This is a genomic window from Streptomyces sp. NPDC031049 (assembly GCF_055571015.1).
Map to the genome: position 1 here is coordinate 246,557 of NZ_JBVIGC010000006.1, position 12,238 is coordinate 258,794.

Consider the following 12,238-nt stretch of genomic DNA (forward strand, 5'->3'; position numbering starts at 1 on the left):
CTGCTGATCGCCGAGACGGTTCCGCATCCGGACGTCGACGAGCGGGTGCAGGTCCACGTCATCGACGCGCACGGCGCGGCCGGCAGCCCGTTCCCGTGGGCGCGGCTGGGCACGCCGGCCCTGCTGCGGCACGCGCGGCGCACGGGCTGGCGTGCCGAGGCTCAGTGGTCGGTCGCCGGACGCTGCTTCGCCGCCCTGCGCAGCCGCAGGACGAACAGCAGCGCCGAGCCGCCGAACAGGGCGGCGGTGACCAGCAGCCAGCGGGCGGCGAAGCCGCTCCCGGAGAGGCCCGCGACCCCTTCGTAGCGGTCCGCGACCCGCCCGCTGATCAGCGGGAACCACACGAGCAGCAGCAGCCCGGACAGGGCGGCCGGGACCCGGACGTACCCGATGTGGTCCCGGTGGCGGCCCAGCCCCCGGGCCAGGGCGCGGTCGGCCGCCGCGTACACCGGCACCAGCACCAGGTCGTGCACGAGGGCGGCGCCCACGAACCACAGCGCGACACCGAACCAGTCCCCGGCGAGCAGCCGCACGCCGGCGTACCCGGCGAGGGCGAACGAGCAGGCCGTCAGGAGCAGTTGCAGGGGGTTGCCGAGGGAAACGCGGACACGCATCACAGGTCTCCGAAGGTCATCCGGGCCACCCACTTGGTGTTCAGCACACCGGGTGCGGCGGGCACGATGATCCGCGCCGGGTAGCCGTGGTCCAGGGTCAGGTCCTCGCCGTTGACGGCGAGGGCGAGCAGCGAGCGCGGGTCGGCGACCTGGTTGGCCCGGAACGCGGCCCGGCGGAACGCCCCGCGCCGTTGCAGGGACTCCACGAGCAGGTCGGGCCGGTCGCCGCCGTCCACGTCGTATCCGGCGAGGTCCGCGAGGTCCCGCAGCCGTACGCCGCGCCACCACTGGTCGGAGGTCGACCAGCCCTCGACGCAGGCGATGGGCAGCGCGGCGCTGTGCAGGGGCAGCGCTCCCAGCTCGGCGCGGCTGAGGCGGACGGTGCCCGCCGGGCCGGTCAGGACCAGCCGCCAGGTGTCCGCCTCGGTCTCGCGGGCGTCGATCCCGACGTACGCGGCGGTCTTGTTGATCTGGAAGCCGCCCGGCCCGCTGCCCGGGTCCGCCCAGCCGTGCGGGGCGAGGAGGGCGGTGCGGCGCAGCGGGCCGTCGAAGCTGCGTCCGGCCGTGGTGGCGAACAGCAGCAGCGACGCGCCCCCGACCAGCCCGAAGGCCCCGCGCCGGGAGACGGTGGGCGGGTCGGGCCGCGGGGCCACCAGATCGTCGGTCTCCTCGCCCGTGCCCGCCCGCATCCGGCGCAGATTGCGCAGGGCCGTGGGCGTCTTCAGCGCGGCGTGGAGAACGAACGCGGCGAAGAACACCCAGGCGCCGTAGAAGTGCAGCGGGTAGAAGGAGCCGGGGAAGACGTAGTCGAGCTGGACGTTGAGGATGCCCGTCGCGAACTGGAAGAGCGCGCCGCCCACCACGAGCACCAGCGACAGCCGCTCCAGCGCGTGGGCCAGGGAGCGGGCCGGCGGCAGGGCGAACAGCCGGGGGACCACCGACCACAGCTTGGCCAGCAGCACCGGGACGAGCGTGATCCCGAGCGTGACGTGGACGCCCTGGGTGAGCCGGTACAGCCAGTGCGGCCCGGTCGGCCAGGAGAACAGGTAGAAGCCGAGGAGGCCCTTGTCCGGCGTCTTGTCGTTCACGGGTGACAGGTCGGGGTTGTAGGCGGCGTACGACAGCAGGCCCGTCACGAACAGCAGGGTGATGCCGCCGAGCAGGACGACACCGAGGACGGCGGTGAAGCGGGGGCCGCGCAGGGGGCTGCGCCAGAAGGCGGGCGAGAAGGGAGACCGTGCCATGGACCGACGGTAGGCACCCCAGCGCCCGGACGGGCGCCCCGAACGATGACGAAACGCTGACGTCCACGCACGTCGGGCGCCTGCGCCTGGCTGAACGGCCTAGCGTGCCGCACGTGAACCGCGCTCTCCTGAGGGACCTGTACGCCGTTGCCGCCGCCGCCGTCCTCGTACTGGCCGCCGTGCTGATCGGCACCGCCGTCCAGCGCCGCGACGGCACGCTGTTCGTCGGCTGGCCGCCCCTGGTGGGGCACTGGGAACCGCACGTCGGCCCCGGCACCCCGGCCGCCCTCGCGGTGGCCGTGGCGGTGGTGGCCTACGGCCCGGCGCTCGCGGCCCGGCTGCGCTGGCGCCCGCTGCTGGCGGCGGTCTGGGCGGCGGGGCTGGCCTGGACGTGGTCGCTGGCCCTGATCGACGGCTTCGAGCGGGGCGTGGTCGCCCGGCTCACCACCCGGCACGAATACCTCCAGGTCATCGACCGGTTCGCCGACATCCCGGCCGCGCTGCGGACCTTCACCGACCACATCCTGATCGACGCGCCGGACAACTGGCCCGCGCATGTCGCGGGGCATCCCCCGGGGGCCACCCTGTCCTTCGTGCTGCTGGACCGGGCCGGGCTCGGCGGCGGGGGCTGGGCGGGTGCCTGGTGCATCACGGCCGGGTCGACGGCGGCGGTGGCGATCCTCGTCACCGTCCGGGCGCTCGCCGACGAGACGCTCGCGCGGCGCGCCGCGCCGTTCCTGGTCCTGGCCCCGGCGGCGGTGTGGATGGGCGCGTCGCCCGACGCCTACTTCGCGGCGGTCACCGCGTGGGCGGTGGCGTTCCTCGCGCTGGCGGTGACGGGGCACCGGCCGGTGTGGACGGGTCTCGCCTCGGGTCTGCTGTTCGGCCTGACGGTCTATCTGTCCTACGGCCTGACGCTCTTCGCGGTGCCGGCCGCGGCCGTGCTGCTCCTCGGCCGGCGGCGGGTGCGGGCGCTGCCCTGGCTGCTGGCCGGCTTCGCCGTCCTGCCGGTGCTGTTCACGGCGCTCGGCTTCCACTGGTGGGAGGGGTACGACACGCTGGTCACCCGCTACCACCAGGGAGCCGGCGGCGTCCGCCCGTACGCCTACTGGGTGTGGGCGAACCTGGCGTGCACGGTGCTGCTGGTGGGCCCGGCGACGGTGGCCGGGCTGCGCCGGTCCGCCACGCTGCTGGGCCGGCCCGTCACTCCCCCACCCCGCCTGGTGCTGCTGGTGGCCGCCGCGCTGCTGGCCCTGCTGATCGCCGACCTGTCCGGGATGAGCAAGGCGGAGACGGAGCGGATCTGGCTGCCGTTCGCCCTGTGGCTGCTGCCGGCCTGCGCCTGGCTGCCCGGGGCGCGGGCGTGGCTGGCGGCGCAGGCGGCACTGGCGCTGCTGGTGAACCACCTGGTGCTCACCGGGTGGTGACCGCCCGGCGCGCGGCGGCCCGTGCCCGGCGGGACCACCCCGTCAGTCCCCGGCCTCGGCCGGCGTCAGCCGCAGCGAGACGGAGTTGATGCAGTAGCGCTCGTCGGTCGGCGTCGGGTAGCCCTCACCGCGGAACACGTGCCCCAGGTGGGAGCCGCAGCGGGCGCAGCGCACCTCGGTGCGGACCATGCCGTGGGACCGGTCCTCCAGCAGTTCCACGGCGTCGGAGTCCTTCGGGTCGAAGAAGCTCGGCCAGCCGCAGTGGGACTCGAACTTGGTCTGCGAGGTGAACAGCTCGGCGCCACAGGCACGGCAGGAGTAGACGCCCTCGGTCTTGGTGTCGGTGTACTCGCCGGTGAAGGCGGGCTCGGTGCCGGCCTGGCGCAGGACGGCGTACTCGGCCGGGGACAGCTCCGCGCGCCACTGCTCGTCCGGCTTCTCGACCTCGTACGGCATGGCCTTCAACCCCTCACTTCGACAGACGGTCCAGGATGCGCGGGCCCAGGTCGGTGACGTCGCCCGCGCCCATGGTGAGAACGAGATCACCGGCCTGCGCCATTCCCGCGATCACCTCGGGGACCTCCGCCTTGTCGTGCAGCGGCACGACGTCGGCGCCCGCGGCCCGGGCCGCCTCGATGATCAGGTCGCTGGTGACGCCGGGGACCGGGTCCTCGCGGGCCGGGTAGATGTCCAGGACCACGGAGGCGTCCGCCAGGGACAGGGCCTGGCCCATCTCCTTGCCGAGCTCCTGGGTGCGGGAGAACAGGTGCGGCTGGAAGACGACGAGGATACGGGCGTCGCCGGCCGCCGCGCGCATGGCCTCCAGGTCGGCGGTCATCTCGGTGGGGTGGTGGGCGTAGGAGTCGATCACCTGGACGCCGGCCGCCTCGCCCTTGAGCTGGAGGCGCCGCTTGACGCCGGTGTAGGCGCCCAGCGCCGGGGCCAGCTCGGCGGCGGGGACACCGAGGGCGGCCCCCGCCGCGAGGGCGGCCACGGCGTTGTGCGCGTAGTGGCGGCCGGGGACGGAGACGGTGAAGGTGAGCCGGGCACCGTCCAGGACCACGGTCACCTCGCTCTTCAGGCCCTGCGGGACGACGGAGAGGATGCGCACGTCGGCGTCCTCGGACTCGCCGTACGTCACCGTGCGCACCGACCCGGCAAGCCGCCGGGTCAGCTCCCGCGCGCCCTCCTGGTCGGCGGCGATCACCAGGGTGCCGCCGGGGACGATCTTCGCGGCGAACGTCTCGAAGGACTCGTAGATCTCGTCCATCGAGGCGTAGTTGGCGTGGTGGTCCAGCTCGACGTTGAGGACGACGGCGACCTCGGGGGCGTACTTGTGGAAGCTCCGGTCGCTCTCGTCCGCCTCGGCGACGAAGATCTCGCCGTCGCCGTGCAGGGCGTTGGAGCCGGGGGCGTCCAGGTCGCCGCCGATGGCGTACGAGGGGTTCAGGCCCAGCTCGGACAGGGAGACGGCGAGCATCGAGGTGGTCGTCGTCTTGCCGTGGGTGCCGGCCACCGCGATCGGGCGCAGGCCGTCCATCAGGGCGGCGAGGGCGTCGGAGCGGTGGACCACCGGGACGCCCCGCTCGGCCGCGCGGGCCAGCTCGGGGTTGTCCTGGCGGATCGCCGACGACACGACCACGCAGCTCGCGTCGTCGGCGAGGTGCTCCGCCGCGTGTCCGATGTGCACGGTGACGCCCAGCGCGCGCAGCGCCTCGGCGGTCGCGGAGTCCTTCGCGTCGCTGCCGGCCACCTTCGCGCCGCGCTGGGCGAGGATCTTGGCGATGCCCGACATTCCGGCGCCGCCGATCCCGATGAAGTGCGGTCGGTCCATGGCGGTGGGAAGGCCGGGTGCCATGCGCGTGTCTCCCTGTGCGTGCGGTGCGGGCGGTGGGTCCGCCGGCGCGGCGGACGTACAGCCGACCACCTTATGCCTTGCTGTGGGAGAACAGCTTCAGCACCGGGACGCCGACCTTGTGCCGGGCCCGGGAGGCCCAGTCCCGGTGGAAGAACTCCTCCACGTAGTGGGGGTCGGTCAGCACGATCACCTCGTCGGCGCCGACCTCCTCGACCAGGGTCTTCAGCGCGTCCAGGGGGTGGTCGTCGACCAGTCGGCCGGTGGCCTCGCTGCCGGCCGCGTGCAGGGCGGTGAGGGACACCTCCAGGGCTCTTTGCCCCACGCTCAGCGCCTCCTCGCCCTCGGGGGTCTCGCCCTCGCGGACGGCCTCGTCGAGTTCTCCGAGGGCCACGTCGTCGATGGCCCGCAGCAGGCGGTCGGCCTGTTCGCCGCGGGGCTGGAGCAGCAGATGGAAGGAGACCGGCTCGTCCCCGTGCAAGGTCGTGACGAACTCCACGTCGGCGGAGGTCATGGCCTTCTCGATCATCAGAACACTGGTGAACAACAGGCGCCCCTTCTGCTTCGAGGGCCCCCCGTGGGCCCACCTTCCGCATGGCCGAACCAGCCGTGCGGAAACCATCCTGCCCCGTGATCGCACGGGGACTGCCGGATTCAGTGTGCCCGGCGCGTGCTAAACGGAACGGAAGATTCCGCCGATTCCCGGAGGCGCGGTACCGCTCGTACAGGTGTCCGGTCTCGCGCCGTTCACGCCCTCGGTCCGGGGGTTCAGTCCCGTCGGTAGCGGCTGAAGAGGAAACCTTCCTCCTCCAACAGGGACGCCAGCGCGAAACGCCGCGGCACCGCGACCGACGGCCCGCCGGCGATCCGCTGGGCGTCACCCGCCGTGAGCATCGGCGAGACGGTCAGGCACAGCTCGTCCAGCACGCCCGCCGCGACGAACTGACCGAGCAGCCGGGGGCCGCCCTCGGTGAGCAGCCGGGTGTGGCCGAGCCCGGCCAGGGCCCGGACGGCACGCTCGGGGTCCACGCCGACCCCGTCGCCGGCGGTCACCACGCGGGCGCCCGCCCGCTCGGCGGCGGCGACCCGGTCCGGGGCCGCGGCGGCACCGGTGAGGATCAGGGTCGGCACCAGCGGCGACGTGAACAGCGGCAGGGTGAAGTCCAGCTCCAGGCCTGCGCTGACCACGGCGATCACCGGCGCCGGGCCCTGTCCGGCGGCCCGCCGCGCCTCGGCGAACTCGGCACGCGCGCGTGCCGGGCGGTACCCCTCCCGGCGCACCGTCTCGGCACCGACGACCACGACGTCCGCCAGTGCCCGCAGCGTGCCGAAGATCCGCATGTCGGCGGCGCTGGAGATGGGCTGCGAGCGGCCGTCGTGCTGCGCGGCGCCGTCGAGGCTGGCGACCATGTTGGCCCGCAGCCACGCGCCCGTGCCGCCCGGCTCGGGGTAGGCGTAGGCGTCGGCCAGCTCGGCGAGGCTCCACTCACGGTCGGTCACCGGATCGGGGCCCGAGTCGGCTGTCAGATGGGTCACAGGGAACAGGCGTCGCATGCCGTGCAGTGTTCCACGCGGGACGCCGCCCATCCCGTACGCCGTGAGCGGCCTGCTCCTGCCCCACCTGGGCCGTTGCCGGGCCGGCGGAACGGCCGGGGGCGGCGCGGCACGGCCCCGGCGACAGCCCGTCCCGGACCCGACGACGACTCGGACCCGACCGGGGGCCGGTCGGGGGCCGGTCGGGAGCCCGGCCGTGGCTCCGGGCCATCGGCCCCACCGGGGGCCCGGGTCATCGGCCCGGCCGGGTCATCGGCCCGACCGGGGCGGGGGCATCCGCCGACCGGGGCCCGGGCCACCGGCCCCACCGGGAGCCCGGGCCATCCGCCCGACCGGGGGCCCGGCGCGGACCCCGGCCAGGGCCCGGTCCGCGCCGGAGGAGCACCGGTCCGCCGCGCGGACCGCCCGGTCCGCGGAAGGCCCGCCCTTGTTGTGCCCGGCCCGTCGCCGGGGCGTCGCGTCCGTCGCCGGAACTTGCGGCGCGCACCGACGACGGCGGCCCGTCGCCCGAACGCCCGGTCCGCCACACCGCCACCCCGCCGCCCCGCCGACGCGCCGACCCACCGACCGTCCGGACCACCCATGCCACCCCTCACCAGGACCCGGCCCCACACCACCTACGCCCGCGCCCGTCGCCCCCCTGCCCGGCCGCCCGCACGCACCCTCACCCACCCCCACCAGGACCCGGCCGGTCGCCGTTCGCCGGTGGGGGGCCGAGGGCACCCCCCGGCAGGCCCTAACATGGGGAGGCGTGTCGTCCTCCTCCGCCGCCTCCGGTTCCGCCGCCACCGGGCCCAGCCCGATAACCGGCGCCGCCCCGCTGTCCCTGTGCGCCCGCGAGCCGCACGTACCCGCGGACCGGCTGGTGGCCGAGATGGTCCCGCCCCCGCGCTTCGACTCGGTCCGCTTCAGCACCTACATGCCGGACCCGAACCAGCCCAGCCAGAGCGAGGCCGTGCGGGTGCTGGAGGACTTCGCGGCGGGGCTGGACACGGCCCCCGCGAGCGGCGGCAGGCGCGGCCTGTTCGGCTTCGGCCGGAGCAAGGCGCCCAAGGCCCCCGCCGGCCCCCGCGGCGTCTATCTCGACGGCGGGTACGGCGTCGGCAAGACCCACCTGCTGGCCTCCCTGTGGCACGCCACCCCGGCCGACCCCGCCCGCAAGGCCTTCGGCACCTTCGTGGAGCTGACCAACCTGGTCGGCGCCCTCGGCTTCCAGCAGACCGTGCAGACCCTCTCCGGGCACCGGCTGCTGTGCATCGACGAGTTCGAGCTGGACGACCCCGGCGACACCGTCCTGGTGTCGACCCTGCTCGGACGCCTCGTGGACGCGGGCGTGGCGCTCGCCGCCACCTCCAACACGCTGCCCGGCAAGCTCGGCGAGGGCCGCTTCGCGGCGGCCGACTTCCTGCGGGAGATCCAAGGTCTGTCGGCCCACTTCCGCACCTTGCGCATCGACGGCGAGGACTACCGTCACCGAGGGCTGCCCGAGGCACCGGCGCCGCACTCCGACGCGCAGGTGACCCGGGCGGCGCAGGCCACCACGGGCGCCTCCCTGGACGCCTTCCCCGACCTGCTGGACCACCTCGCCCGCGTCCACCCCAGCCGCTACGGCGCCCTGACCGACGGCGTGCGGGCCGTGTGCCTCACCGGCGTACGCCCGGTGGAGGACCAGTCGACCGCCCTCAGGCTCGTGGTGCTCGCCGACCGGCTCTACGACCGCGAGGTGCCCGTCCTGGCCTCCGGTCTGCCCTTCGACCAGCTGTTCGGCGAGGACATGCTCAAGGGCGGCTACCGCAAGAAGTACTTCCGGGCCATCTCCCGCCTCACCGCGCTGGCCCGGGACGCGGCGCGCCTGGTCGATTCCTGACCACGCGCCTGGTCAAGTCCTGACGCGTTTCCCGCGCTCCCGCGGGAAACGGGCTCGACACCCCCGCGCGAGTGCAGAGTTCGCGCCACCGGAGGCACAATTTTCGGGCTCTCTTCGGCTCGTAACTCGTAGTTAACCCTGCAAACGCCGACGCCGGGTTACCGTATCTCTTGACCAAGCGTTGACCAAGCTTTGGTGTTCGCTTAACGTGCGCCACGCGTGCGCCGGACACGGAAAGCTGCTGAAGGAGCGACATGTTCGGAGGTACGGCGGTGCGGCGGACGAGATCACTCCTCGCCCCCGGCCCGGTCCACCCCCGCTCCCTTCACCGGCACCGGGTCCTTCGCACCCGCATATACACCGCGTAAATCCGTGGCCAACGTCGGCAGGTGCGGGGACCCGACCGGTCCCCCGCCCACGGACCCGTCCAGACCCTCGACGGACCGCGCCGACGGCACGTCAGGTCGATCGCTGCCGAGTGTCAGAGCAGCCCCCCACCTCTGTCCTGCCCATCCGACGCGCTCCCCACCGCGCGCCAGGAGGAAAACACCACGTCATGCAGCCCCTCATCGACAACGCCCGCTCGTTCGGACAGCGCCCTGAGGAGTTCGCCGGGTTCGCCGCGGGCCAGTCCCCCGACGTCCTGTTCATCACCTGTTCCGACTCCCGGGTCGTGCCTGCCCTGATCACCGGCGCCCGGCCCGGTGAACTCTTCGAACTGCGCACCGCCGGAAACGTCGTGCCGCCGTACGCCGCCGAGCGCCCGGCCGGCGAGGCGGCCACCATCGAGTACGCCGTGCAGGTGCTCGGCGTCGCCGACATCGTGGTCTGCGGCCACTCCCACTGCGGCGCCGTGGGCGCGATGGTGCGCGGCGACGACCTGTCCGCCGTCCCCGCGGTGCGCGACTGGCTCGCGTACGGCGCGGACCAGCCCAAGTGCTCCGACCCGGCCGACCCCACGGTCGCCGAGGCGGTGCAGAACCACGTGCTCGCGCAGATCCTCCGGCTGCGCTCCTACCCCTGCGTGGAGCGCCGCCTGACGGAGGGCCGGCTCCGGCTGCACGGCTGGTACTACGAGGTCCACACGGGCACCGTGCGCCAACACCGGGCGGACACCGACACGTTCGAGGTCCTGTGAGCGGCGCCGTGACCTCGATATCCAAACTCCCCCACCTGCGGCAGGACTTCGCCGCCTCCCTCGTCGTCTTCCTCGTCGCGGTCCCGCTGTGCGTGGGCGTGGCCGTGGCCTCCGGCGTCCCCGCGGAGCTGGGACTCGTCACCGGAATCGTCGGCGGCATCGTCACCGGCATGCTGCCCGGCAGCAGCCTCCAGGTCTCCGGGCCGGCCGCCGGTCTGACGGTGCTGGTATTCGAGGCGGTCGACACCTACGGCGTGCCCGCGCTCGGCGTGATCGTGCTGGCCGCGGGCCTGCTCCAGCTGGGCATGGGGGCGCTGAAGCTGGGGCGCTGGTTCCGGGCGATCTCCCTGTCGGTCGTCGAGGGCATGCTGGCCGGCATCGGCCTGGTGATCATCGCGGGCCAGTTGTACGCGGCGGCCGGTCTGGAGGCGCCGGCCTCCGGCATCGACAAGATCATCGGTCTGCCCGGCGCCTTCGCCGACATGCTGGGCAGCACCGACGCCCTGATCTCCCTCGCCGTCGGCGCGGGCACCGTCGCGGTGATGGTGCTGTGGACGAGACTCCCCGAGCGGGTGCGGACCGTGCCCGGCGCGCTGGCCGCCGTCGCCCTGGCGACACTGGTCACGGCCGCGTTCACGCTGCCGGTCGCGACCGTCGAGGTGAGCGGCCTGCTCCAGGCCGTGCAGCCGCCCGGCGGCGAGGCCTTCGGCGAGCTGGCGAGCATCGGCATCCTCGGCACCATCCTCGCGTTCACGCTCATCGCCTCCGCCGAGAGCCTGTTCAGCGCCGCTGCGGTCGACCGGATGCACGACGGCCCGCGCACCGAGTACAACAAGGAGCTGATGGCCCAGGGCGTGGGCAACACGGTGTGCGGCGCGCTCGGCGCCCTGCCGATGACCGCGGTCATCGTGCGCAGCTCCGCCAACGTCAACGCGGGCGCGCGGACCAAGGCCTCCCGGGTTCTGCACGGGGTGTGGCTGCTGCTGTTCGCCGCGCTGCTGCCGGCCGTGCTGGCCCTGATCCCGCTGCCCGCACTCGCCGGCATCCTGGTCCACGCCGGCTGGAAGCTGATCCCGTTCCGGCAGCTCGTGCCGCTGTGGCGGGCGCACCGGGGCGAGGCGCTGATCCTGGCGGTCACGGCCCTGTCGATCGTCGCCGTCAACATGTTCGAGGGCGTCCTGATCGGCATGGCCCTGTCGGTCGTCAAGACCGCCTGGGAGACCTCGCAGCTCAAGCTGGAGATCGTCGACAAGGGCGCCGGGCCCATCCAGGCCCATCTGTCGGGCAACGCGACCTTCCTGCGGCTGCCGAAAATAATGGAGAGCCTGGAGGCGCTGCCCAAGGACCGTCCGGTCGAGGTCGACCTGTCCGGGCTCCACCACCTGGACCACGCCTGCCGCACCGCGCTGGAGAGCTGGGCGGAACGGCACAGCGCCGTCGGCACGGACCCCGTGAAGGTCATGGACACCGGCCGGGCGGCGACACCCGCCTAGCCGCCCACGGCACCGGGACCGCCCGGCCGCACACGATCGGGCGCCTGGTCCGGGGCCGCGGGCATGGCCGCGGACCAGGCGCCTGGCCTATCGTGATATGAGGGATATCAGCGACATCGTGACGCGAGCGCACGAAACGGACCTCTGCGAAGGAGGTCGTCATGCTCGAGGAGCTCCTGACCGCGGCCGCCGGCGTCGGCACCGCCGGGGTGCTGTACGTCGCCTCGGCGGCGCGAATCGTCAAGCAGTACGAGCGCGGAGTGGTCCTCCGGCTCGGGCGGCTCGTCGGCGAGGTGCGGCAGCCCGGCTTCACCATGATCGTTCCGATCGTGGACCGGCTGCACAAGGTCAACATGCAGATCGTGACGATGCCGGTCCCCGCCCAGGAGGGCATCACCCGGGACAACGTGACCGTGCGCGTGGACGCGGTGGTGTACTTCAAGGTGGTCGACGCGGCCAGCGCGCTCATCCGGGTCGAGGACTACAAGTTCGCCGTCTCGCAGATGGCGCAGACGTCGCTGCGTTCGATCATCGGCAAGAGCGAGCTGGACGACCTGCTGTCCAACCGGGAGAAGCTGAACCAGGGTCTGGAGCTGATGATCGACAGCCCGGCCGTCGGCTGGGGCGTGCAGGTCGACCGCGTCGAGATCAAGGACGTGTCCCTGCCCGAGACGATGAAGCGGTCGATGGCCCGGCAGGCGGAGGCGGACCGGGAGCGGCGGGCCCGGGTGATCAACGCCGACGGCGAGCGGCAGGCCTCCAAGGTGCTCGCCGAGGCCGCCCGGGAGATGTCGGAGACCCCCGCCGCGCTCCAGCTGCGGCTGCTCCAGACGGTGGTGGCGGTGGCCGCCGAGAAGAACTCCACGCTCGTCCTGCCCTTCCCGGTGGAGCTGCTGCGGTTCCTGGAGAAGGCGCAGCCGGCACCCGAGCAGCCCGTGGACCGCACGGCCCGGACCCCGGAGCGGTCGGCGGGCACGTGACGCGTGTAGCACGCATGGTTCCCGCGGGCCTTGTCAGGTGATAGACACGGCGGGGTCACAGTTCCT

General features: G+C 73.6%; 11 protein-coding genes. 5 read left to right on the plus strand and 6 right to left on the minus strand.

The genetic code is table 11. The features are described from left to right. Positions 1–161 precede the first annotated feature (161 nt). Positions 162–614 carry a hypothetical protein gene (locus ACZ45Q_RS13005; protein ID WP_468259160.1) on the minus strand — a complete coding sequence of 151 codons (453 nt, stop codon included), beginning with the start codon at positions 612–614 and terminating at the stop codon, positions 162–164. Then, positions 614–1,858, minus strand: coding sequence for a molybdopterin-dependent oxidoreductase (locus tag ACZ45Q_RS13010; protein WP_468259163.1), 1,245 nt, complete (start codon positions 1,856–1,858; stop codon positions 614–616). The genes ACZ45Q_RS13005 and ACZ45Q_RS13010 overlap by 1 nt, the downstream gene beginning before the upstream one ends. Before the next feature lie 113 nt (positions 1,859–1,971). Between ACZ45Q_RS13010 and ACZ45Q_RS13015 the strand changes: the two genes are divergently transcribed. Next, a complete protein-coding gene (locus tag ACZ45Q_RS13015) occupies positions 1,972–3,285 on the plus strand; it encodes a hypothetical protein (protein WP_468259166.1) in 1,314 nt (437 codons plus the stop codon). A gap of 42 nt (positions 3,286–3,327) precedes the next feature. On the opposite strand, the gene msrB is transcribed toward ACZ45Q_RS13015, so the two are convergent. From msrB to ACZ45Q_RS13035, 4 genes are all read right to left on the minus strand, one after another. Further along, the gene (gene msrB / locus ACZ45Q_RS13020; RefSeq protein ID WP_468259168.1) at positions 3,328–3,741 is read right to left on the minus strand and encodes a peptide-methionine (R)-S-oxide reductase MsrB; all 414 of its coding nucleotides are present in this window, start codon (positions 3,739–3,741) and stop codon (positions 3,328–3,330) included. A 13-nt stretch (positions 3,742–3,754) separates the two neighbouring features. Continuing rightward, a complete protein-coding gene (murC, locus tag ACZ45Q_RS13025) occupies positions 3,755–5,143 on the minus strand; it encodes a UDP-N-acetylmuramate--L-alanine ligase (RefSeq protein ID WP_468259171.1) in 1,389 nt (462 codons plus the stop codon). A 70-nt stretch (positions 5,144–5,213) separates the two neighbouring features. Next, positions 5,214–5,687, minus strand: coding sequence for an indole-3-glycerol phosphate synthase (locus tag ACZ45Q_RS13030; RefSeq protein ID WP_468259173.1), 474 nt, complete (start codon positions 5,685–5,687; stop codon positions 5,214–5,216). A 221-nt stretch (positions 5,688–5,908) separates the two neighbouring features. Then, positions 5,909–6,694: a pyrimidine reductase family protein gene (locus tag ACZ45Q_RS13035; protein ID WP_468259176.1), complete on the minus strand. Its 786-nt coding sequence runs from the start codon at positions 6,692–6,694 to the stop codon at positions 5,909–5,911. 751 nt (positions 6,695–7,445) lie between these two features. On the opposite strand from ACZ45Q_RS13035, the gene zapE reads away from it, so the two are divergent. From zapE to ACZ45Q_RS13055, 4 genes are all read left to right on the plus strand, one after another. Then, complete coding sequence (gene zapE / locus ACZ45Q_RS13040; protein WP_468259178.1) at positions 7,446–8,561, plus strand: cell division protein ZapE; 1,116 nt, start codon at positions 7,446–7,448, stop codon at positions 8,559–8,561. A gap of 556 nt (positions 8,562–9,117) precedes the next feature. Continuing rightward, positions 9,118–9,699, plus strand: a complete 582-nt coding sequence (locus tag ACZ45Q_RS13045; RefSeq protein WP_468259181.1) for a carbonic anhydrase — start codon at positions 9,118–9,120, stop codon at positions 9,697–9,699. A gap of 8 nt (positions 9,700–9,707) precedes the next feature. After that, positions 9,708–11,192: a SulP family inorganic anion transporter gene (locus tag ACZ45Q_RS13050; RefSeq protein WP_468259184.1), complete on the plus strand. Its 1,485-nt coding sequence runs from the start codon at positions 9,708–9,710 to the stop codon at positions 11,190–11,192. Between the two features lie 161 nt (positions 11,193–11,353). Then, positions 11,354–12,172 (plus strand): slipin family protein, encoded by an 819-nt coding sequence (locus ACZ45Q_RS13055; protein ID WP_468259186.1) that lies wholly within the window; start codon positions 11,354–11,356, stop codon positions 12,170–12,172. Positions 12,173–12,238: the final 66 nt, after the last annotated feature.